The sequence below is a fragment of the Sphingomonas glacialis genome (genome assembly GCF_006439055.1).
GTDB classification, from domain to species: domain Bacteria; phylum Pseudomonadota; class Alphaproteobacteria; order Sphingomonadales; family Sphingomonadaceae; genus Sphingomonas; species Sphingomonas glacialis_A.
The window spans coordinates 88,029-109,711 of sequence record NZ_RCZC01000002.1; the positions used below are offsets into that span (position 1 = coordinate 88,029).

At 65.7% G+C, this 21,683-nt stretch carries 19 protein-coding genes; 10 read left to right on the top strand and 9 right to left on the bottom strand.

The window, feature by feature from the left end; genetic code table 11:
* The 8 genes from eda to EAH76_RS04245 form a co-directional block, all read right to left on the bottom strand.
* Window positions 1–612, bottom strand: a complete 612-nt coding sequence (gene eda / locus EAH76_RS04215) for a bifunctional 4-hydroxy-2-oxoglutarate aldolase/2-dehydro-3-deoxy-phosphogluconate aldolase (RefSeq protein ID WP_140848533.1) — start codon at window positions 610–612, stop codon at window positions 1–3.
* A complete protein-coding gene (gene glk, locus EAH76_RS04220) occupies window positions 609–1,577 on the bottom strand; it encodes a glucokinase (protein ID WP_140848535.1) in 969 nt (322 codons plus the stop codon). The genes eda and glk overlap by 4 nt, the downstream gene beginning before the upstream one ends.
* 170 nt (window positions 1,578–1,747) lie before the next feature.
* On the bottom strand, window positions 1,748–3,568 hold the full coding sequence (edd, locus tag EAH76_RS04225) for a phosphogluconate dehydratase (protein WP_140848537.1): 1,821 nt from the start codon (window positions 3,566–3,568) through the stop codon (window positions 1,748–1,750).
* Between the two features lie 28 nt (window positions 3,569–3,596).
* The gene (pgl, locus tag EAH76_RS04230) at window positions 3,597–4,313 is read right to left on the bottom strand and encodes a 6-phosphogluconolactonase (RefSeq protein ID WP_140848540.1); all 717 of its coding nucleotides are present in this window, start codon (window positions 4,311–4,313) and stop codon (window positions 3,597–3,599) included.
* Window positions 4,314–4,490: 177 nt separating this feature from the next.
* Window positions 4,491–5,957 carry a glucose-6-phosphate dehydrogenase gene (gene zwf / locus EAH76_RS04235; protein ID WP_140848543.1) on the bottom strand — a complete coding sequence of 489 codons (1,467 nt, stop codon included), beginning with the start codon at window positions 5,955–5,957 and terminating at the stop codon, window positions 4,491–4,493.
* A 70-nt stretch (window positions 5,958–6,027) separates the two neighbouring features.
* The gene (gene argC / locus EAH76_RS04240) at window positions 6,028–6,957 is read right to left on the bottom strand and encodes an N-acetyl-gamma-glutamyl-phosphate reductase (protein WP_140848545.1); all 930 of its coding nucleotides are present in this window, start codon (window positions 6,955–6,957) and stop codon (window positions 6,028–6,030) included.
* Window positions 6,954–7,346: an SH3 domain-containing protein gene (locus EAH76_RS23875; RefSeq protein WP_161988971.1), complete on the bottom strand. Its 393-nt coding sequence runs from the start codon at window positions 7,344–7,346 to the stop codon at window positions 6,954–6,956. Before EAH76_RS23875 ends, argC begins: the two co-directional genes overlap by 4 nt.
* Entirely contained in the window at window positions 7,267–7,602 is a 336-nt protein-coding gene (locus tag EAH76_RS04245) for a MarR family transcriptional regulator (RefSeq protein WP_029625324.1), read from the bottom strand. Before EAH76_RS04245 ends, EAH76_RS23875 begins: the two co-directional genes overlap by 80 nt.
* Before the next feature lie 246 nt (window positions 7,603–7,848).
* Between EAH76_RS04245 and secG the strand changes: the two genes are divergently transcribed.
* The 3 genes from secG to EAH76_RS04260 all read left to right on the top strand — a co-directional run bounded on the left by secG (window position 7,849) and on the right by EAH76_RS04260 (window position 10,341).
* Window positions 7,849–8,253 (top strand): preprotein translocase subunit SecG, encoded by a 405-nt coding sequence (secG, locus tag EAH76_RS04250; protein WP_140848548.1) that lies wholly within the window; start codon window positions 7,849–7,851, stop codon window positions 8,251–8,253.
* A 106-nt stretch (window positions 8,254–8,359) separates the two neighbouring features.
* Window positions 8,360–9,994, top strand: a complete 1,635-nt coding sequence (locus EAH76_RS04255; protein ID WP_140848551.1) for a CTP synthase — start codon at window positions 8,360–8,362, stop codon at window positions 9,992–9,994.
* 80 nt (window positions 9,995–10,074) lie between these two features.
* The gene (locus tag EAH76_RS04260) at window positions 10,075–10,341 is read left to right on the top strand and encodes a DUF1294 domain-containing protein (protein ID WP_140848554.1); all 267 of its coding nucleotides are present in this window, start codon (window positions 10,075–10,077) and stop codon (window positions 10,339–10,341) included.
* Window positions 10,342–10,423: 82 nt separating this feature from the next.
* On the opposite strand, the gene EAH76_RS04265 is transcribed toward EAH76_RS04260, so the two are convergent.
* Window positions 10,424–10,888, bottom strand: a complete 465-nt coding sequence (locus tag EAH76_RS04265; protein WP_140848557.1) for an Hsp20 family protein — start codon at window positions 10,886–10,888, stop codon at window positions 10,424–10,426.
* Window positions 10,889–11,151: 263 nt separating this feature from the next.
* On the opposite strand from EAH76_RS04265, the gene EAH76_RS04270 reads away from it, so the two are divergent.
* From EAH76_RS04270 to dnaE, 7 genes are all read left to right on the top strand, one after another.
* Entirely contained in the window at window positions 11,152–13,629 is a 2,478-nt protein-coding gene (locus EAH76_RS04270; RefSeq protein WP_140848559.1) for a TonB-dependent receptor, read from the top strand.
* A 481-nt stretch (window positions 13,630–14,110) separates the two neighbouring features.
* Window positions 14,111–15,361, top strand: a complete 1,251-nt coding sequence (locus tag EAH76_RS04275; protein WP_140848561.1) for a lipoprotein-releasing ABC transporter permease subunit — start codon at window positions 14,111–14,113, stop codon at window positions 15,359–15,361.
* Entirely contained in the window at window positions 15,354–16,028 is a 675-nt protein-coding gene (locus tag EAH76_RS04280; protein WP_140848563.1) for an ABC transporter ATP-binding protein, read from the top strand. Before EAH76_RS04275 ends, EAH76_RS04280 begins: the two co-directional genes overlap by 8 nt.
* Window positions 16,025–16,708, top strand: a complete 684-nt coding sequence (gene lepB / locus EAH76_RS04285; RefSeq protein ID WP_140848565.1) for a signal peptidase I — start codon at window positions 16,025–16,027, stop codon at window positions 16,706–16,708. Before EAH76_RS04280 ends, lepB begins: the two co-directional genes overlap by 4 nt.
* Window positions 16,705–17,313, top strand: coding sequence for a GNAT family N-acetyltransferase (locus EAH76_RS04290; protein ID WP_140848567.1), 609 nt, complete (start codon window positions 16,705–16,707; stop codon window positions 17,311–17,313). The genes lepB and EAH76_RS04290 overlap by 4 nt, the downstream gene beginning before the upstream one ends.
* Window positions 17,310–17,789 carry a glutathione peroxidase gene (locus EAH76_RS04295; protein WP_140848570.1) on the top strand — a complete coding sequence of 160 codons (480 nt, stop codon included), beginning with the start codon at window positions 17,310–17,312 and terminating at the stop codon, window positions 17,787–17,789. Before EAH76_RS04290 ends, EAH76_RS04295 begins: the two co-directional genes overlap by 4 nt.
* 218 nt (window positions 17,790–18,007) lie before the next feature.
* The gene (dnaE, locus tag EAH76_RS04300; RefSeq protein WP_140848573.1) at window positions 18,008–21,622 is read left to right on the top strand and encodes a DNA polymerase III subunit alpha; all 3,615 of its coding nucleotides are present in this window, start codon (window positions 18,008–18,010) and stop codon (window positions 21,620–21,622) included.
* The last annotated feature ends 61 nt before the right edge of the window (window positions 21,623–21,683 follow it).

A 21,683-nucleotide genomic window follows, 5' to 3' on the forward strand; every position in this document is an offset into this window, starting at 1 on the left:
TTACGCGCGCAGACCGCTCGCCGCGCGCGCGATCGCTTCGACCTCGGCCATCGTCGCGCCCTTGGGCGTGACCCAGCTGCCGCCGACGCACAGCACCGGCTTGAAGCTCAGCCACTCGGGCGCGCTCGCCTCGGTGATGCCGCCGGTCGGGCAGAAGCTGCATTGGTAGAAGGGGGCAGCCAACGCCTTGAGCGCCTTCAACCCGCCATTCGCCTCGGCAGGGAAGAATTTGAAGTTGGTCAGGCCGAGGTCGAGCCCGGTCATGATGTCGGCGGCATTGGCGATGCCCGGCAGGAACGGCACGCCGCTCGCGATGATCGGCTTGGCGAGGCGCTCGGTCAGGCCGGGCGAGACGATGAACTCGGCCCCCGCATCGACTGCCTGCTTGAACTGCTCGGGGTTCACCACGGTGCCAGCACCGACGATCGCGCCCGGCACCTTCTTCATCTCGGCGATCGCCTCGAGTGCGGCACCGGTGCGCAGGGTCACTTCGAGCACCTTCAACCCGCCCGCGACGAGCGCCTCGGCAAGCGGGCGGGCGGTCGCGGCGTCGTCGATCACCAGCACGGGGATGACCGCGCTGGTGCGCATGATGTCGGTAATCGTCGTCATAGCGTGTGCTCCTGGGCAAAGGCGGCAGCCGCGCCGAACAGGCCGGGCTGCGGATAGGTGATGAGCTTGACCGGGATCGCCGACATGCGGCCCTGGAACCGGCCCTTGGCGGCGAAGCGCTCGGCAAAGCCCGATTTGCGGATATGGTCCTTGAGCCGCAGCCCGAGCCCGCCGGCGATCACCACGCCGTTCGAGCCATGCGCCAGCGCGAGATCGCCCGCGACCGAGCCGAGGCTCATGCAGAAGCGATCGAGCGCGGCGACCGCCAGGCTTTCGCCCTCGTCGAGCGCGGCGCTCCAGATCGCCTTGTCGTCGAGCCGCGGAACGGTGCGATGCTCGAGATCGGCGAGCGTCTCGTAGATCGCGACGATGCCGGGGCCCGAGACGACGCGCTCAGCCGAAACGCGCGTGTAATTGGTCCGCAGACGCTTGGTGAGGCGGTCCTCGATCGCGTCGAGCGGCGCGAAATCGACATGGCCGCCCTCGGTCTCGAGTACATGATAGCGGTCCGCCGTGCGTAGCACCTGCGCCACGCCGAGCCCGGTGCCAGGACCACACACGGTCAACACGCCACGATCCGCGAAGGGCACATCGGGCCCGCAGAGATGGAGAAAATCCTTGTGATCGACCTGCGCCACGGCCTGACCGACCGCGCCGAAATCGTTGATCAGCACGAACTCATCGACGTGAAGTCGTTCCTTGATCAGCGGCGGGCGGATCACCCAGGGGTTGTTGGTCAGCTTGATCACGTCGCCGCTGATCGGCGAGGCGACCGCGATCGCCGCGGCGCGCGGCAACGGGCGGCCGATCTGCTGGCCGAACGCCTCCCAGGCGGTCTGGAAACCGGCATATTCGGCGGTCTTGAGCGTGACCGGCTCGCCGAGCGCGACGACGCGGCCCTTGTCGACCTCGGCAATCGCAAAGCGCGCGTGCGTACCGCCAATATCGACCGAAACGACTTCCATGCTATTTCTCTCCGTCTTGGTGCGCGCAACCGGCGACCAATATAAGCCCCTCCCCTTTAGGGGAGGGGTTGGGGGTGGGGACGTGCCTCAAAGCTGAAGTTCGCTTTCGCGGGACGGCCCCACCCCAACCCCTCCCCTGAAGGGGAGGGGCTTGCGCGCTTTGCACGCGCTTACCACCCCATACCCGTGAGCAGCGGCGATGCCCCGCGTTCGGCCTCGTTGGCATTGGCGCGAAACAGGCCGAACAGTTCGCGGCCCATGCCATCGGCCTCGGGTGGCGCGGTCGCAGGAATGCGCGCGGCCCACTCGGCCGGATCGACCAGCGCTTCGAGCACACCCGCTTCGGCATCGAGCCGGATGATGTCGCCGTCCTGCACGCGCGAGAGCGGGCCGTCGCCCAATGCCTCGGGCGAGCAATGGATCGCCGCGGGGACCTTGCCGCTCGCGCCCGACATGCGCCCGTCGGTGACGAGCGCCACCCGGAAGCCGCGGTTCTGCAGCACGCCAAGCGCGGGCGTGAGCTTGTGGAGCTCGGGCATGCCGTTGGCGCGCGGCCCCTGGAAGCGCATCACCACGACGACGTCGCGGGTCAGCTCGCCCGCCTGGAACGCGGCGAGCACCGCGGCCTGGTCATGGAACACCGCCGCCGGCGCCTCGATCGTCCAGCGATCGCGCTCGACCGCCGAGACCTTGATGCACGCACGGCCGAGATTGCCGGTGAGGATGCGGAAGCCGCCCTCGGGGGCGAACGGCGCGGCCGGCGTGCGCAGGATCGTGTCGTCGCCGCTTTCGCCGGGATCAGCCCAGGTCAGCGTATCGTTTTCGTCGAGGCGTGGCTTGCGGCCGTAATCGGTCATGTCCTCGCCCGCGACGGTCATAAGGTCGCGGTGGAGCAGACCGGCATCGGCGAGTTCGCGGATGACGTACGGCATACCGCCGGCATCCTCGAAGCCGTTCACGTCGGCCGCGCCATTGGGATAGACGCGTGCGACGAGCGGGACGGCCTTCGACAGGCGATCGAAATCCTCCCAGTCGATCAGGATGCCAGCGCAGGCCGCGATCGCGGGCAGATGCAGCAGATGGTTGGTCGACCCGCCGGTCGCGAGCAGGCCGATCGCCGCGTTGACGATCGCCTTTTCATCGACGCACAGGCCGATCGGGCGATAGCTGTCGCCATGCCAGCCGATCTGCGTGACGCGGTGGACCGCGGCGCGCGTCAGCTCCTGGCGCAGCTTGGTGCCGGGGTTGATGAAGGCGGCGCCGGGCATGTGCAGCCCCATCATCTCCATCATCATCTGGTTCGAATTGGCGGTGCCGAAGAAGGTGCAGGTGCCCTTCGAATGGTAGGCGCCGATCTCGGCCTCGAGCAAAGCATCACGCCCGACCTTGCCCTCGGCATAGGCCTCGCGCACGGCGACCTTGGCCTTGTTGGCGAGACCCGAGGGCATCGGCCCGGCGGGGATCAGCACCATCGGCAGATGACCGAAGCGCAAAGCGCCCATCAGCAGGCCGGGCACGATCTTGTCGCAAATGCCGAGCAGCGCGGCACCCTCGAACATGCCGTGGCTGAGCGCGATCGCGGTCGACAGCGCGATCGTGTCGCGGCTGAACAGCGACAGCTCCATGCCGGCATAGCCCTGCGTCACGCCGTCGCACATCGCCGGAACGCCGCCGGCGACCTGCGCGGTCGCCCCGGCTTCGCGCGCCCAGATCTTCATCTGCTCGGGGTAGCGATAGTAAGGCGCATGCGCCGACAGCATGTCGTTATACGAGGTGACGATGCCGATGTTCATCGCCTTGGCGGCGGTGAGCGCGGGGCGATCCTCCTCGGTGCCGGCATAGGCATGCGCGGCGTTGGCGCAGCCCATCGCGGGGCGCTCGATATGCGTGTCGCGCGCCCGGCCGATCAGCGCGAGATAGGCGTCGCGCGTCGGCTTGGAGCGGGTGATGATGCGGTCGGTGACCGCGGCGATTTCGGAATGGAGGGTCACGACAATCTTCCCGGGGAGGGGTTGGAGATCATTCGGCGGCCCAGTGAATATCCACCGGCAGCTCGGCATCGGCAAGCACGCGCCCGATCGGGTATTTCGACGACGGACCCTGCTTGATCGCGGCTTCGATCACCTTCTTCTTCGCGTCGCCGGTGACCGCGATGATCAGCGCGCGCGCCGAGACGATTGCCGCGCGGCTGAGCGTGACGCGGGCGACCGGGGCTTCCTTGGGGAGCGGATCGGGCATCACGCCAAGCGCGCGGCGTTCGTTCGGGCCCGACAGCGCTTCGTCATAATCGGGGCCGGGGAAGATCGACGCGGTGTGGCCGTCGGCGCCGACGCCGAGCAGGCACAAATCGAGCGGCCAGTGCAGGTCCTGCATCAGCGCATCGGCCGAACGGCCGGCGGCCTTGTAGTCGGCGGTCGCGGTCGGGACGATCGGCATGACGCGCGCGCCCTTGGGCAGGAACGCCTTGGCGATCATCGTGACGTTCGACAGCGGATCGCCCAGCGGCACGATGCGCTCGTCAACGGGGACGATCGTCACGCGCTTCCAGTCGTGCTTGGCGGCGGCGAGCTTGGCGTAGATCGGGATCGGCGTCTTGCCGCCCGACAGCGCGATCACCGCCGCGCCGCGCGCGTCGATCGCGCTGTCGATGATGAAGCCGATATCGCCGGCGACGGCGGCTGCCATCTCCTCGGCGTCTTCATAGTCCCACCATTCGATTTCACGGTCGTCGCTCATTGTCTTCTCTCTTTGCTTGCCCTCTCCCGCAAGCGGGGGAGGCTACGGAGACTTGGTCGCGCTTCTTCAGCGCGGCCTAGTCGCAGTCGGTGAGGTTCTACTACCTTCGAGGGACGACAAGAAGAAGGCCCTCACTCAACCCTCTCCCGCGAAAGCGGAAGAGGGCTTCTTATGAAACTACTCGTCCAGCCAGGTCACGCCATCGCGCTCGGTCAGCGCGATCGCGGCGCTCGGACCCCAGCTGCCCGAGGCATAGCTCTTGGGCTTCATGTCGTTGGCGACCCAGCCGGCGCGGATCGCGTCGATCCAGGTCCACTGCGCCTCGACCTCGTCGCGGCGCACGAACAGCGTCTGGTCGCCCTCGATCAGATCGAGCAGCAGGCGCTCATACGCGATCCGGCGGCGCGAACCCGCGAATTCGGCGTCGAGGCTGAGGTTCAACGGCACTTCGCGCAGGCGGATACCGTCGCGGTCGAGGCCGGGCTCCTTCGCCATCACCAGCAGCTGGACATATTCCTCGGGCTGCAGGCGGATCACCAGGACGTTGGGCTGGAGCAGCCCGCCACGGTTCGAGAACATCGAATGCGGAACGGGCTTGAACTGGATCGCGATCTCGCTGCGCCGCGTCGGCATGCGTTTGCCGGTGCGCAGGTAGAAGGGCACGCCCTGCCAGCGCCAATTGTCGACATGCGCCTTGATCGCGACGAAGGTCTCGGTGGTCGAGGGCTTGGTCAGCTCGTCGATATAGCCCTTGACGATCTCGCCGCCGCTCGCGCCCGCGCCGTACTGGCCGGTCACGGTATCGCGCGGCGCGTCCTGCGGCTCGATCAAGCGCAGCGAGCGGAAGACCTTGGCCTTTTCGTCGCGGATCGCATTGCCGTCGAAACGGGCAGGGGGCTCCATCGCGATCAGCGCGAGCAGCTGCAGCATGTGGTTGGCGACCATGTCGCGCAGGGCACCCGCGCCGTCATAATACGCCGCGCGCTCCTCTAGCCCGACCGTCTCGGAGATGGTGATCTGGACGTTGTCGATGCCGCGCGCGTTCCAAATAGGCTCGAAGAACGAATTGCCGAAGCGCAACGCGAGGATGTTCTGCACTGTCTCCTTGCCGAGATAATGGTCTATCCGGAAGGTCCGCTCCTCGGGGAAGGCGGTCGCGACGGTATCGTTGATTTCGCGGCTCGATTCGAGATCGTAGCCGAGCGGCTTTTCAAGCCCGATGCGGACGGTCTCGCCGGCGAGGCCGGCCGATTCGAGCCCGCGAATGACAGCCTCGAACAACGACGGTGCGGTCGACAAGAAAATCGCGAGACCGCCTGCGACATCGCCGACCTTGGCCGACAGATCCTTGTAATGCGCCATGTCGGTCGCATCGAGCGCCTGGTACTGGACGCGCTCGAGGAACGACTTGATCGCCTTGGCGTCCATCCGGTCCTTGGGGACGAACTTCTCGAGCGCGTCCTTGGCGAACTTGCGATAGCTCTCGTCGCTATTCTCCGACCGCGCGGTGCCGGTGATCGTGAGCCCTTCGGGCAGCAGCCCATCGGCGTGCAGGCCGTAGAGCGAGGGCAGCAACATCCGCTGCGCAAGGTCGCCGGTCGCGCCGAACAGAAGGAGTTTGCCGACGGGCGTACGGTTGGCCATGCGAATTCGAGCTCCTGGGGAAGGCATCACCTAGGGAACGCCGGGCGCCCCGCCAAGATGAAACCTTGCGTTACACGGTGAGGCCGGCGAGCGGATCGAGCCCGGCCATGATGTTCAGATTCTGCACGGCAGCCCCGGCCGCACCCTTGCCGAGATTGTCGAGCGTCGCGATCAGCCGCGCCTGGCCGATATCGGCATTGCCGCAGACGCGCAGCGTCAGGCGATCGGTGCCGGCATCATCCTCAACCTGCACCGCGGACGCATCGCCCTCGGCAATCCGGATCAGCCCGCCCTCGGGATAGGCCTCGCGCAACGCGGTCTCGCAGGCGAGCAAGGTCGGCCGCCGCGGAAAGCGATAGAGCGCCAGCGGCACCTCGACGATCATCCCGCGATAGGTGTTGACGACCGACGGCGTGAAGATCGGCGGATGCTCGAGCCGCGCATGCTTCTGCATTTCGGGCACATGCTTGTGTGCGAGGCTCAGCGCGTAGGCACGCGACGCAGGCGGCGGATTGACGCCCTCATACTCGGCGATCATCGCCTTGCCGCCGCCCGAATAGCCCGACACCGCGTTGACGCTGATCCCCCAGTCGACCGGGACGAGCCCGGCACGCACCAAGGGGCGGAGCAAAGCGAGAAAACCGGTCGGATAACAGCCGGGATTGGAGACGCGCTTCGCCTCGGCGATCGCATTGGCTTGGCCGGGCTCGACCTCGGCGAAACCATAGGTCCAGCCGTCGGCGACGCGAAACGCGGTCGAGGCGTCGATCACGCGCGTGCGATCATTGGCGATCAGCGAGACCGCCTCGCGCGCGGCATCGTCGGGCAGGCAGAGGATGACGAAGTCGCTGTCGTTGAGCGCCTCGGCGCGCGCTGCGGGATCCTTGCGGCGCGCATCGTCGAGCAAGACGAGCGAAATATCATCGCGCCCGGCAAGCCGCTCGCGAATCTCGAGGCCGGTCGTCCCGGCGGCACCGTCGATGAAGACCGAGACGCTCATGCCGTGGGCCAGGACAGCGTGTCGGCATCGACATAGCCGACCAGCCCGGCGCCGGGGGCACGGCCCCAGGCGCGGCCTTTGACGAATTCGAGCACTTCGAACACATCGCCCGTCTTGAGATCGGTCAGCACGGCAGACTCCGGATCAGCGCCTTCGCGAAGGCCCGTAGCGCTGATCACGACGCGTTGCACGCACGAAGCGTAATGCGGCGCGAACACGCGATCGGCGAGGCGGATGTCGGCGAGGTCACGGCGCACGGCATGGGTGCGCGGATCGAGCTCGACCGACTGCCCAGCGAGCGCAAAGCTCCTACGCGGCGGCGTGCCGGACGATCCGCTGTCGCGCGGGTTGGGGCGTGGTGTCGCCGATAAATTGGCCGAAATCGTCAAGAAAACTTGCCCCCTCGGACGTACGCGCAACAAAGATGTTGCGCTTGTCATTGTCGTCCCGTTGGCGGCGCAGATAGCCCAGGGTACCGAGCCTGTTCAAGGCGCGCGTGACAACGGGCTTCGAGACGTTGAGCATCGCCGCCAATCCGCGCACGGTATGCGGCCCCGGTTTGAGATAGACGACGAGCAGCAGCGCCATCTGTCGATTGGTCAGGTCAGGCTCGCCCGACCGGACATAATCCACCAGCGTATGCATCCAATCGGCAAGCGCATGATCTGTTTGTATAGCCACGGCAGGTGTCCGCAAATAACTCGGATACCCCACCAGCGGGGTAATTCCTGGTCCACTAACGTTCCGGGAAGCCACAGGTTTCAGTTCGATGGCGAAATGTGACGGTCAGGGTGCCGTAACAGTCGTTGCGCGCGCGGTTGATCGCGCGGCCTACCTCGCCTATGTGCCCGGCTTCGCTGTCAAAGCGCCCCCAAGGAATCAGCCCGCTTCATGTTTCTGTTCCAGTTTCTCCTCGTGGTCCATTTCGTCATCGCCCTTGCGCTGGTGACGGTCGTCCTGATGCAGCGGTCCGAGGGCGGTGGGCTCGGCATGGGCGGCAGCCCGGCCGGTCTGATGTCGGCGCGCGGCGCGGCGGATTTCCTGACGCGGGCGACGTCGATTCTCGGCGGCCTGTTCATCGCGCTCAGCATTCTGCTCGCGGTGCTCGCGGCGCAGGGCAAGTCGGTCAAGGTCGATGCCAGCGCCAAGCCTGCCGCGGTCACCGCGCCGGTCCAGGCTCCGGTCGCGCCGGGTGATCCGAACGTGCCGTTCGCCTCGGGCGCACGCAGCGCGCTCCAGTCGGCGCCGAACAGCGCCGCACCGGTCGGCAACAGCGCGGTCCCGCTCGCGCAGTAACCTTCGGGTTCGTTTCGCGCGCGACTCGGTGGGTCGCGCATATCCTTCATTGTTTGGAGTCGCGCGCTTGCCGCGCCACCCCGTTTGACGCTAGGCCTCTTCTCCCATGGCGCGGTTCATCTTTATCACCGGCGGCGTGGTCTCCTCGCTCGGCAAGGGTCTCATGGCAGCGAGCCTCGCGGCTCTCCTGCAGGCACGCGGATACCGCGTGCGGATCCGCAAATTCGATCCCTATCTCAACGTCGATCCCGGCACGATGTCGCCCTACCAGCACGGCGAAGTGTATGTGACCGACGACGGGGCGGAGACCGATCTCGATCTCGGCCATTATGAACGCTTTACGGGCGTCGCCTCGCGCCAGTCGGACAACATCACGAGCGGCCGGATCTATCAGCAGATCATCACGCGCGAACGTCGCGGCGACTATCTCGGCGCGACCGTCCAGGTCATCCCGCACGTCACCGACGCGATCAAGGAATTCGCCCAGGCCGAGACCGACGACCTCGATTTCGTGCTGTGCGAGATCGGCGGCACCGTCGGCGATATCGAATCGCTGCCGTTCATCGAGGCGATCCGCCAGCTGCGCAACGATCTCGGGCGCGGCAATTCGGTCAGCATCCACGTGACGCTGGTGCCGTATATCGCCGCCGCGGGCGAGCTGAAGACCAAGCCGACGCAGCATTCTGTGCGCGAACTTGCGGCGCTAGGCGTCCAGCCCGACGTGCTGGTGTGCCGGTGCGAGCAGCCGCTCCCCGAGAGCGACCGCGCCAAGATCGCCCTGTTCTGCAACGTCCCCAAGGAAGCCGTGATCCCGGCGCTCGACGCCAAGAGCATCTACGCGGTGCCGGTGCAGTATCACGAGGAGGGCCTCGACAACGCGGTGCTCAACGCGTTCGGTATCATGCCGGGCAGCGCCCCCGATCTGTCGCGCTGGACCGACATCATGGACCGCGTGACCAACCCCGAGGGCGAAGTCACCGTCGGTGTGGTCGGCAAATATGTCGGCCTGCAGGACGCGTACAAGTCGCTCGGCGAAGCGCTGGTGCATGGCGGCATCGCCAACAAGGTGAAGGTCAACGTCGAGTGGATCGACGCCGAGCTGTTCGAGGCCGACGACGCCGACATCACCGCACGGCTCGAGCCGCTGCACGCGATCCTCGTCCCCGGCGCGTTCGGGTCGCGCGGCGCCGAGGGCAAGATCGCCAGCGTGCGCTTCGCGCGCGAGCGCGAGATTCCCTATTTCGGGATCTGCTTCGGCATGCAGATGGCGTGCGTCGAAGGCGCACGCGATCTGGCCGGGATCCCCGATGCCAGCTCGACCGAGTTCGGCGCGACCGATGAGCCTGTCGTCGGCATGATCACCGAATGGATGAGCGCTGCGGGGATCGAAAAGCGCGAACATGGCGGCGATCTCGGCGGCACGATGCGGCTCGGCGCCTATCCGGCGAAGCTCGATGGCAACAGCGTGGTGTCGAGCATCTATGAAGAGACCGACATCTCGGAGCGTCATCGTCACCGCTATGAGGTCAATACGGCGTATCGCGAGCGGCTCGAAAAGGGCGGACTGGTGTTCAGCGGCATGTCGCCCGACGGCACCTTGCCCGAAATCGTCGAGCGGCCCGACCATCCGTGGTTCGTCGGCGTGCAGTTCCATCCCGAGCTGAAGAGCAAGCCGTTCGATCCGCATCCGCTGTTCAAGAGCTTCATTGCTGCTGCCGTGAAGCAATCGCGACTGGTCTGAGCGGCACGCGATAGTCTTCGACGTCGCGTTATGATTCCGGCCGTTGCCTCACAGGAAGGTATTCGCTTCGCGCGTTAGCGATGGTGTGGTTTGCCATTCCCTTCCTGCTGGTCATCAACCTCTGGACGATAGTGTGCTTCTGTCAGGATAAGCAGCGGGCGATAGCGCGTGCGCGCAGGATATCCGAAGCCGACCTACTGACCTTGGCGGCAATAGGCGGGTCGCCCGGCGCGCTTCTGGCGCGACGTTGGTTCCGCCACAAAACCCGGAAGGAGCCGTTCTCCACTCGGCCGCTGCTTATTTGCGCGATCCAGATGGGACTAGCGCTGGGCTTCTGGATCCTTTGATCGATCGCTAATCGCTGCCGACGTAAAAAGGGCGCCCAGATCGCTCCGGGCGCCCTAACCGATACCTCGACAGCGGCTGAGCTTACGCCGCCTGCGCCTTGTCCTCGACCGCGACCAGCGGTGCGCCGGTCTTGATCGCGATGCTCTTGGGCTTCATCGCCTCGGGCACTTCGCGGATCAGGTCGATCACCAGCAGCCCGTCGTTGAGCCGCGCATCCTCGACCCGCACGAAATCGGCGAGTTCGAAGCGACGTTCGAAGCTGCGATTGGCGATCCCGATGTGGAGGAACGCAGCCGAGCTTTCATCTTGAGCTTCCTTGCGGCCCTTCACCTGGAGCAGATTCTGCTGCGCGGTGATCTCGATATCATTGCGGCCGAAACCGGCAACGGCGAGCGTGATGCGATAGCGGTCGCCATCGAGTCGCTCGAGATTGAAGGGCGGGTAATTGTCCGCGCTCGCCTGGCGGGCATTGGCCTCGAGCATGTCGAACAGCCGGTCGAAACCAACGGTCGAGCGGCGATAGGGGGTGAGATCGAACGTACGCATGGTAACTCCTTCGATAAAGCGAGTGTCGTCCAGATCGAGCCGGGTCCGCTGCTGCGCGACCCGCCCGGTGCAGCCTCGTGTCGAGCGCCGCACGCGCTCAATCTGGTTGGCCTTGCACCCGGTTCAAGAGGCCGCGCCCCGGATTTTTGAAGCGCCGCTAAAGCGTATCTATCCGCGGCCCAAGAAGGAGACCGAGTGATACTCCCCTCGTTTAGTGGGCATATGCTCCCGACTCGGGAATAACCCGACCACAGGGGATCTTCATGCTCGCTTCCGTTCCGGCCTTGCTGCTCGCTTCGACCGTATTGGGAGGCCCCGCCATCGTCACCGATCCACCCGCCGCGCCGACGTCGGAGCCGCAGGCCGCCACGCCGGCGGAGAGCCAGGACAATGGCGATATCCTCGTCACCGCCCGCCGCCGCGCCGAGACGCAGCAGACCGTGCCGATCGCGCTGTCGGTGCTGACCGGCAAATCGCTGGCGGAGAGTGGCGCGTTCAACGTCAACCGGCTGCAGCAGCAAGTTCCCTCGCTGCAATTCTATTCGAGCAACCCGCGCAACTCGGCTATCAATATCCGCGGGCTCGGCGCGCCGTTCGGCCTGACCAATGACGGGATCGAGCAGGGCGTCGGCTTCTATATCGACGGCGTCTATATCGGCCGCGTGGGGGCGGCGACGTTCGACTTCATCGATGTCGACCGCGTCGAGGTGCTGCGCGGGCCGCAGGGCACGCTCTATGGCAAGAACACCACGTCGGGCGCGCTCAACATCACGACCCGCGCGCCGAGCTTCTCGCCCGAAGCGCGCGCCGAAGTGAGCGTCGGCAATTACGATTTCTTGCAGGCGAAGACGTCGATCTCGGGGCCGATCACCGACAACCTCGCCATTCGCCTGTCGACCTCGGCGACGACGCGGCACGGCACGATTTATGACGTCACGAGCAAGACCGATCTGCACCGCCAGCGCAATGTCGGGTTCCGTGGACAGGTGCTCTACAAGCCGACCGACTCGCTGAGCCTGACGCTGTCGGGCGATTTCAACGTCCAGAACCCGCTGTGCTGCGCGCAATATTATGCGCGCGTCGGTACGACGCAGCGCGTCACCAGCCGGCAATATGCCGCGCTCGCCGCGAATTTCGGCTACACGCCGCCGAGCACCAATCCGTTCGACCGCGTCACCGATCTCGATGCGACGATCAATTCGCGTCAGGAAGTCGGCGGCGCCTCGCTCGTCGCGAACTGGGATCTGGGGCCAGCGACGCTGACCTCGGTCAGCGCGTGGCGCTATTGGGATTGGCAGCCCGCCAACGACCGCGATTTCATCGGCCTGCCGATCACGACGATCTCGCAGAACCCGTCGCAGCAGAAGCAATATTCGCAGGAAGTCCGCATCGCGTCGAACGGCAAGAACAAGCTCGATTACACCGTCGGCGCGTTCTTTTTCAACCAGACGATCAACACCCAGGGCGTGCAGGCGCAAGGGGCGGCGGCGAGCCGCTTCCTGCTGTCGGGCGCCGATGCGGCCAACCCCAATGTGCTCAATGGGCTGACCTCGACCAACACGATCGCGTTCGACAACACCAGCTTCGCCGTGTTCGGCAAGCTCAACTGGGCGGTGACCGATAAATTCCATCTGCAGCCGGGGCTGCGCATCAATTACGACAAGAAATCGGGCTCGTATGTTTCGGTGGTGAGCATCCGCAACAGCCAGTACGATTTCGTCGCGACCGCCGACAATGTCGCGAGCCTGCTCGCCGCCGCGCGCGCGCGCAGCACCGCGGCGGGCACGACCTTCCAGAACCAGATCAATACGCTCGCGCCGCAGAGCTACAGCCCCAGGTTCAGCGCCTGGAACGTATCGGGCGATCTGACCGCGTCGTACGATTTCGCGTCAGACGTCCACGGCTATGCGACCTATTCGCGCAGCTTCAAATCGGGCGGGATCAATCTGTCGGGCCTGCCGCTCAACTCGACCAGCACCGGCGTCGATCTGACGACGCAGACGGTGAAGCCCGAAAAGGTCACCGCCTATGAAATCGGCCTCAAGACGCAGTTTCTCGATCGTCGCCTGACCGTGAACCTTGCCGGCTTCTGGACCGACATCAAGGATTACCAGGCGACCGTGAACAACAACGCGATCAATGTGATCCGCGGTTATCTCGCCAATGCCGGCAAGGTCCGCTCGCGCGGGTTCGAATTCGACACGACCTACCGCCCGACGCCGCGCTTCAATCTTTATTTCAACGGTGCATACACCGACGCGAAATATGTCGATTTCAAGAACGCGCCGTGCCCGCCCGAGCTGACCGGCGGCACCGCCGCCAGCGCGACCAGCCCCGCGACCGCGGCGGGCGTTGCGGGGGGCGTCAGCCCGGCGGCGTGCGATATTTCGGGCCAGCGTCTGCCCGGCATCTCGAAATGGTCGCTGTCGTACGGCGCGGAATATAACGTTCCGGTCGATTCCTCCGGGGGCCAAGTCTATCTCGGCTATGACGGCAATTACCGCACGCGCTTCTCGTCGAACCCGTCGCCTTCGGCCTACACCTATATCTCTGGCTACTCGATCTCGAACTTCCGGCTCGGCTATCGCAAGAAGGATTTCAACGTCTACGCCTGGGTGCGCAATGCGTTCGACCAGGACTATTTCGAGCTGCTGTCGACGCAGTCGGGGAGCACCGGGTTGATCGTTGGGCAGCCGGGCGATCCAAGGACGTTCGGGGGGACGATTTCCAAGACGTTTTGAGGTCTTCTCCCTCTCCCGCTTGCGGGAGAGGGTGGCCGAGCGAAGCGAGGTCGGGTGAGGGCAGTGGTGCGTCGGTAGGAAAGCGCCGGTCGGCAAAGCCGCCGTCGGACGGGTTCGCGCTTCGCTCGACCCGCCGCCCGGTTTGGGCGATCCGCTGTGCGGACCGGCGGCCGGCACGGCCGCCTTCGCCCAAACGCAAACGTCCGGGCCGTTTCCGACCCGGACGCCTGCGTGACGATCGCTCGTCAGCCCCCATTTCGACCTCCGCTGCCAGCCCTGCGGCGGCGCTGAAGGCCAGTCCCCGAACCCACGGCCATTGCCTGTGTGTCAGTGACAAAAGCGTTACGAGCGCGTCGGGTGCTTGTCATGGGGAATGTGGCCGTTGCGAACCGATTGCGACACTCCTGTGGCGCTTTCGCAACAGCTGCAACGTTCGGGGGAACGGTTGCCAGCGCATCGGCCGCGGCCTAGAGCGCAGCCCATGATCCTCTCCCGCTATGAACGCATGATCGCCCGGCGCTATTTGCTGCCCGGCAAGGGCGAGGGGTTCATCTTCCTCGTCGCCGGTATCAGTCTCGTCGCCGTGATGCTCGGAGTCGCCGCGCTCGTCATCGTGATGAGCGTGATGAACGGCTTCCGCGCCGAACTGTTCGACAAGATCGTCGGGCTTAACGGCCATGCCGTAGTCCAGGCGTACGGCGGCCAGATGCGCGACTGGCGTCAAGTCGTCGGGCTCGCCGAGACGACCAAGGGCGTGACCAGCGCGACCCCGCTGATCGAGCAGCCGCTGATGGCGACGTATAACGGCCGCGTCGAAGGCGTGCTGGTGCGCGGGATGCGGGTTTCCGACATCCGGTCGAACAAGACGATCGGCAGCAAGGTCGTGATGGGCTCGCTCTCGTCGCTGATGCCGGGCAGCGGGCAGATCGCGATCGGCTCGGGGCTCGCCGACCAACTCGGCGCGGTCGTAGGGAGCCAGATCTCGCTGATCAGCCCGCAGGGGCAGACCACCCCCTTCGGCACCGTGCCGCGGATCGTGCAATATACCGTCGGCGCGATCTTCACGATCGGCGTCTATGATTTCGACAAGGCCTATGTCGTCATGCCGATGGAGGATGCGCAGACGCTCCTGATGCTCGGCGACTCGGTCAACATGGTCGAGCTGCAGACGAGCGATGCCGACCAGGTCGGGCCGATCCTCGCGCCGCTCGCCACCAAGGTCGGCAAGATGGGGGTGATCCAGGACTGGCGGCAGATGAACGCGCAGCTGTTCGAGGCGCTAGCGGTCGAACGCGTCGCGATGTTCACCGTGCTGTCGATCATCATCCTCGTCGCGGTGTTCAACATCCTCTCCTCGCTGATCATGCTGGTGCGCGCCAAGACGCGCGACATTGCGATCCTGCGGACGATGGGGGCGAGCAGGGGGGGGATGATCCGTATCTTCATGACCGTCGGCACGACGATCGGCGCGCTGGGCGTCGTCGCGGGGCTGATCCTCGGCTTCATCTTCCTCTATTTCCGCCAGAGCGTCGTCGATTTCGTCCAGCTCGTCACTGGGCAGAACCTCTGGGATCCCTCGATCCGCTTCCTGAGCGAACTGCCTTCGAAAACCGATCCGGTCGAAGTCACGGTCATCGCGCTGATGGCCTTGCTGTTCAGCTTCCTCGCCACGCTCTACCCCGCGCTGAAAGCGGCGAGCACCGACCCAGTCCAGGTGTTGCGCTATGAATAATCCGGTTCTCGGCGTCTCGGGTCTGACGCGCAGCTTCGAACAGGGCGGACAGACGATCGAGGTCCTGCGCGGCGTCGATCTGCAGGTCGGCGCGGGCGAGATCGTCGCGCTGCTCGGGCCATCGGGCTCGGGCAAATCGACGCTTTTGCAGGCGGTCGGGCTGCTCGAGGGCGGTTTCGGGGGCTCGATCCTGATCGACGGCGAGGAAACCGCGCGGCTCAACGCCGACGGGCGCACGCGCGTGCGGCGCGACAAGCTCGGCTTCGTCTATCAATTCCATCACTTGCTGCCCGATTTCAACGCGACCGAGAATGTCGTCCTGCCGCAGATGATCCGCGACAAGACGCGCGCAGAGGCCAACGAACGCTCGACCGCCTTGCTCACCGCGCTCGGCCTCGGCCACCGCCTGACGCATCGCCCGAGCCAATTGTCGGGCGGCGAGCAACAACGCGTCGCTGTCGCGCGCGCGCTCGCCAATCAGCCGGCGCTGGTGCTGGCGGACGAGCCGACCGGCAATCTCGACGAGGCGACCGCCGATATTGTGCTCGCCGAATTCCTGCGGCTGGTGCGTGGCGAGGGGACGGCCGCGCTGGTCGCGACGCATAACGAGCGGATGGCGCTCAAAATGGACCGTGTCGTGCGGCTGCACGAGGGCCGGCTGGCGTGAAGGCACTGGTTGGCCGCTTCGGATGGCCGACCATTGCGCTCTGCTGTGTCGGTCTGGTCGCTTTGGCGGGATTGACGTGGTGGTTGGGCCCGAGCGTATTGGCGCTTTCGCACGGAGCGCGGATCGGCCGTACATTCTATATCCCATCGCAGAGCATGCTGCCGACGCTGGAGGTTAATGATCGCCTTGCCCCGCTGCGGTTCCGTGCGACGGAATTGCGGCGTGGCGTTGTCGTCGTGTTCAAGACCCAGGGCGAGATCCGCGCCGCGAGGATCGCTGCGATCGGGGGCGATACGATTGAGATGCAGAACGGTGTGGTTGCCATCAATGGCAAGGTCGCCGATCAACGTTTGGTTGGGATCGGCCCGAGCTTTGACGGCACGGCGTCGCGCATGCTCGAGGAGAGCTTTCCCGGCGAGCAAGGCTCGCACCGCATCCTCGATATCGAGCCAGGGCTTTTCGATTCGGTGGCAGCGGTACGCGTCGATGCGGGGAAGCTGTTTCTGCTAGGCGACAATCGCGATCGTGCGGCGGATAGCCGGGTTTCCCTCCAGGAGATGGGGGTCGAGCAGGTGCGCGTGGGGGATGTGCTCGGGATCGTCGACTCGGTGTACTGGTCGCCTACGCGATCGAAAATCGGGCGTCCGATAGATGATTGGGATCAGAGAGGGGTACAATGATCGGGGATCCTTGGAAGACCGCACCGACGATGGTCGGGCGGCACGTCACGCTGCGCCCGACTGTGCCCGAGGATCGCGACGCCATCGTCGCGGCGGCGGCGGATGGGAACATCAGCGAGCTGTTCTTCACCAACGTCTCGACGCTGATCGATCCCGACGCCTTCATGGCGGCCGTGTTCAAGGAACGCGACTTTGGTCGCGCGATGCCATTCACCGTCTGCACCCCCGACGGGCACGTCGTCGGGCTCACGCGCTACATGCGGATGAGCGCGGGGCACAAGCGGCTCGAGATCGGCGGGACCTTCTACGCCAAGTCGGTCCAGCGCAGCGGGGTCAATACCGAGGCCAAGCTGCTGTTGCTCCGCCATGCCTTCGAGGTGCTGGGCTGCAACGCCGTCCAGATCCGCACCGACTGGTTCAACACGCGTTCGCAGGCGGCGATCGAGCGGCTCGGCGCCAAGCGCGACGGGATCTTGCGCAACCATCAGGTGATGGATGGCCGGGTGCGCGATCTTGTGGTCTATTCGATCATCGCCAGCGAATGGGCGGGCGTCGAGCGCAACCTGCGCTTCCTGCTCGCGCGCAACGAAGGAAACTCCGCATGACCGCGATCACCGACCTGACCGTCAAGGCCGCCGATGGTTCGGCCGTCGATCTCTCCGCTTATGCCGGCAAGGTTTTGCTGATCGTCAACACTGCCTCGAAATGTGGGTTCACGCCGCAATATGAGGGGCTCGAAGCGCTCCACCGCACGTTCGCCGGGCAGCCGTTCGAGGTGCTGGGCTTTCCGTGCAACCAGTTCGGCGCGCAGGAGCCCGGCGACGCGGCGGAAATCGCCAATTTCTGTTCGCTGACCTATGACGTGACCTTCCCGGTGTTCGCCAAGGTCGACGTCAACGGATCGAACGCGGACCCGTTGTTCACCGAGCTGAAGAAGCAGGCGCCGGGGATCCTCGGCCTGCAGGGCATCAAGTGGAACTTCACCAAGTTCCTCGTCGGCAAGGACGGCCGCGTCGTCGAACGCTATGCGCCGACGACCAAGCCGGCCGAGATCGAGGCGGACATCGCTAAGCTGCTGTAGAACGGGTCACCTTCGTCGCCCCGGCGAAGGCCGGGGCCGTTCGGTTGTGTTCGCAACGGCTGAACCGCGCCCGACATAGCGGCCCCGGCCTTCGCCGGGGCGACGGAGGTGGCTGGCACCATCATTGGGGGCCTTCCTGACGTCCGCCAAATGATATCCACCGCATTTTGCGAGTCACCGCCTTCCCCAAAACCGGCGTACCCCCCATAGTCATATCCATGTCGCATTCCGGTTTCGTACCCCTTCGTATCTTCTCCTCCTTCACCATGCTCGACGGCGCGATCGAGCCCAAGGCAATCGCCAAGCGCGCGCAGGAACTTGGGTTTCCCGCCGCCGCGCTGACCGATCGCAACGGCCTTTACGCCGCGATGGCCTATTCCGACGCAGCGCGGGCCGCGGGCGTACAGCCGATCATCGGCGCGATGCTCGGCGTCTGCCGCCCGGGCATGCCCGAGGGCATGACGCCGGTACTCGACTGGATCGCGCTCTATGCGCAGGACGAGGTGGGCTATCAGAACCTGTGCGTGCTGGTCTCGCAGGCGCATCTCGACCGCCCGCTCGAACTCAACGCGCATGTCGATTTCGCCGCGCTCGAAGGCCGCACCGAGGGACTGATCGCACTCACTGCGGGCCGCGAAGGCGCGCTCGCGCGGCTGTTCGCCGAGGATCAGCCCGATCGCGCGCTCGCTTATTGCGAACGCCTCGAGGCGCTATTCCCCGACCGGCTCTATATCGAACTGACGCGGCGCGGAGACGAGATCGAGACCAAGGCCGAGAACGCGCTGCTCGACCTCGCCTATGATCGTAACCTGCCGATCGTCGCGACCAATCCATGCTGCTTTGCCGAGCCCGGTTTCAGCGAGGCACACGACATCCTGCTGTGCATCGCCAGCTCGACCTATATCGCCAGCGAAGACCGCGTCCGCAGCTCGCCCGATGCGTGGATGAAGCCCGCCAAGGACATGCGCGAGCTGTTCGCCGATCTGCCCGAGGCGATCGCCAACACGTTGGTGGTGGCGAAACGCTGCGGCGTCGCGGCGCCGAAGCGCAAGCCGATCCTGCCGAGTTTGGCGGGCGACCCGACGGCCGAGGCGGCGAAGCTGCGCGAGGACGCGCATGTGGGGTTGGAACGGCGGTTGAATCGCATCGCCGAGCTGGCCGTCTCTGCTCCCCTCCCGCTTGCGGGAGGGGCTGGGGGTGGGCGCCCGACCTCCACTAGCGGTACGACAGCCGGAGAGCGCGAGCCCACCCCCAACCCCTCCCGCACGCGGGAGGGGGGTGAAGAAGAAGCCGAAGATTGGCGCACCGTCTACCGCACCCGCCTCGATTTCGAACTCGACGTCATCATCCAGATGGGCTTCCCCGGCTACTTTCTGATCGTCGCCGACTTCATCAAATGGGCGAAGGACCACGACATTCCGGTCGGTCCGGGCCGCGGTTCGGGCGCAGGCTCGGTCGTCGCCTGGGCGCTGACGATCACCGATCTCGATCCGATCAAGCTGGGGCTGCTGTTCGAGCGCTTCCTCAACCCGGAACGCGTGTCGATGCCCGACTTCGACATCGATTTCTGCGAAACCCGCCGCGGCGAGGTGATCCGCTACGTCCAGGAGAAATACGGCCGCGACCAGGTCGCGCAGATCATCACCTTCGGGCGTCTGAAGGCACGCGCGGTGCTCAAGGATACCGGGCGCGTGCTGCAGATGGGCTATGGCCAGATCGACCGGCTCGCCAAGCTGATCCCGAACCTGCCCGCCGATCCGTGGACTCTGAAGCGCGCGATCGACGGCGTGGTCGAGCTCCACGCCGAGTACAAGTCGGACAGCAACGTCCGCCATCTGCTCGACCTGGCGATGCAGCTCGAGGGCCTCCCGCGCCACAGCTCGACCCACGCCGCGGGCGTCGTGATCGGCGACCGGCCGCTCGCCGATCTCGTGCCGCTCTACCGCGATCCGCGTTCGGACATGCCCGTCACGCAGTTCGACATGAAATATGTCGAGGGTGCGGGCCTCGTGAAGTTCGACTTCTTGGGCCTCAAGACGCTGTCGGTGCTCAAGAAGGCGATCGACCTGCTTGCCGCGCGCGGCGTGGTGCTCGATCTCGATGCGCTCGAATGGGATGACGAGGGCGTCTACAAACTGCTCCAGAAGGGCGACACGGTCGGCGTGTTCCAGCTCGAATCCGAGGGGATGCGGCGCACGCTGTCGGCGGTGCGCCCGTCGAACTTCGGCGACATCATCGCGCTCGTCTCGCTCTATCGCCCGGGCCCGATGGACAACATCCCGATGTTCGGCCGCCGCAAGAACGGCCTGGAAGAGATCGAATACCCGCATCCGCTGCTCGAGAGCATCCTGTCCGAGACCTACGGCATCTTCGTCTACCAGGAACAGGTGATGCAGGCCGCGCAGATCCTCGCTGGCTATTCGCTCGGCCAGGCCGACATGCTGCGCCGCGCGATGGGCAAGAAGAACCAGGCCGAGATGGACGCGCAAAGAGCCCATTTCGCCGAAGGCTGCCTGACGATCAACGGCATCCAGGCGGCAAAGGCGAACGAGCTGTTCGACTTGATCGACAAGTTCGCCGGCTACGGTTTCAACAAGTCGCACGCCGCGGCCTATGCGCTGCTGTCGTACCAGACGGCATGGCTCAAGGCGCACCACCCGCACGAATTCTTCGCGGCCTCGATGTGCTTCGATCTCACGCTGACCGACAAGCTCAGCATCTTCGTCGACGATATGCGGAGGCTTGGCGTCAAATTGCTGCCGCCGTGCATCCTGCGCAGCGAGGCAGACTTCACCGTCGAGGATAGCGGCGACGGGCTGGCGGTGCGCTATGCGCTCGCCGCGTTGAAATCGGTCGGCGAGGGGGCGATGGAGAAGGTCGTCGCCGAGCGCGACGCGAGCGGTCGGTTCGAATCGATCGACGACCTCGCACGCCGGATCGATCCGCGCGTGATGAACAAGCGCCAGCTCGAGACGCTCGCCGCAGCGGGCGCGTTCGATGGGCTCAATGACAATCGTGCGGGCATTCTCGCTTGCGCCGAGACGATCCTCGCCACCGCCGCGCGGATCCACGAGCAGAAGACCAGCGGGCAGGGCGGTCTCTTCGGGACCGCGGAGGCGTCCGAGCCGCCGATCAAGCTGCCGCTCTCGGCGCGCTGGACACTGGCCGAGCGGATGGACCAAGAGCGCGAGGCGTTCGGCTTCTATTTCTCGGCGCATCCGGTCGACCGCCACAGCCACCTTGCCAAGATGCATGGCGCGCGCAGCTTCGCGACCTTGGGCGAGCTCAACATCCCCGACGACGGCACGCGCACCGGCGCAACGATGGCGGCGCTGGTCGAGGATGCGCGCTGGCGAACCTCGGCGCGCGGCAAACGCTATTTGATGGCGACGCTCTCGGATCCGTCTGGTCAGTTCGTCGCGACGTGCTTCGACGACTCGGTCGCCGCCGATCTCGAGGAAGCGGCGCGCAACGGCGGGTGCGGGCTGGTGACGGTCGAGCTCGATCGGCGGCCGGGCGAGGAAACCCCGCGTGTTTCGGTCAAGCGGATCCAGCCGTTCGAGGCATTGGCGAACGATGCCCGCTTCAGCCTCGATCTGACGATCGACTCGCCGGCCGGGATGGCGTCGCTCGCCGCGATGCTCGGCGATGCGCGGGGCGCACGCGGCGAAGTGTGGGCCACGGTCGCGGTTCCCGGTGGGGAAACCGCCCGCGTTCTGCTCGGTCGCGACTTCCTGCTCGACGGCGAACTTGTCGGGCGGATCGAAGCGCTGCAGGATGTCGGCAATGTGGTGCTGCGCACCAGCGGCGCGCAGCTGTCGCTGGTGGGATAAATCCCCCTCCCGCTTGCGGGAGGGGCTAGGGGAGGGGAGTGTGGAGAGAGGGCGAACACAT

Bases quoted from the DNA above. Each gene is read 5' to 3' on its own strand.
- eda (WP_140848533.1), bottom strand. From the start codon at position 612: ATGACGACGATTACCGACATCATGCGCACCAGCGCGGTCATCCCCGTG.
- glk (WP_140848535.1), bottom strand. From the start codon at position 1,577: ATGGAAGTCGTTTCGGTCGATATTGGCGGTACGCACGCGCGCTTTGCG.
- pgl (WP_140848540.1), bottom strand. From the start codon at position 4,313: ATGAGCGACGACCGTGAAATCGAATGGTGGGACTATGAAGACGCCGAG.
- zwf (WP_140848543.1), bottom strand. From the start codon at position 5,957: ATGGCCAACCGTACGCCCGTCGGCAAACTCCTTCTGTTCGGCGCGACC.
- argC (WP_140848545.1), bottom strand. From the start codon at position 6,957: ATGAGCGTCTCGGTCTTCATCGACGGTGCCGCCGGGACGACCGGCCTC.
- EAH76_RS04245 (WP_029625324.1), bottom strand. From the start codon at position 7,602: ATGCATACGCTGGTGGATTATGTCCGGTCGGGCGAGCCTGACCTGACC.
- secG (WP_140848548.1), top strand. From the start codon at position 7,849: ATGTTTCTGTTCCAGTTTCTCCTCGTGGTCCATTTCGTCATCGCCCTT.
- EAH76_RS04255 (WP_140848551.1), top strand. From the start codon at position 8,360: ATGGCGCGGTTCATCTTTATCACCGGCGGCGTGGTCTCCTCGCTCGGC.
- EAH76_RS04260 (WP_140848554.1), top strand. From the start codon at position 10,075: ATGGTGTGGTTTGCCATTCCCTTCCTGCTGGTCATCAACCTCTGGACG.
- EAH76_RS04265 (WP_140848557.1), bottom strand. From the start codon at position 10,888: ATGCGTACGTTCGATCTCACCCCCTATCGCCGCTCGACCGTTGGTTTC.
- EAH76_RS04270 (WP_140848559.1), top strand. From the start codon at position 11,152: ATGCTCGCTTCCGTTCCGGCCTTGCTGCTCGCTTCGACCGTATTGGGA.
- EAH76_RS04275 (WP_140848561.1), top strand. From the start codon at position 14,111: ATGATCCTCTCCCGCTATGAACGCATGATCGCCCGGCGCTATTTGCTG.
- EAH76_RS04280 (WP_140848563.1), top strand. From the start codon at position 15,354: ATGAATAATCCGGTTCTCGGCGTCTCGGGTCTGACGCGCAGCTTCGAA.
- EAH76_RS04290 (WP_140848567.1), top strand. From the start codon at position 16,705: ATGATCGGGGATCCTTGGAAGACCGCACCGACGATGGTCGGGCGGCAC.
- EAH76_RS04295 (WP_140848570.1), top strand. From the start codon at position 17,310: ATGACCGCGATCACCGACCTGACCGTCAAGGCCGCCGATGGTTCGGCC.
- dnaE (WP_140848573.1), top strand. From the start codon at position 18,008: ATGTCGCATTCCGGTTTCGTACCCCTTCGTATCTTCTCCTCCTTCACC.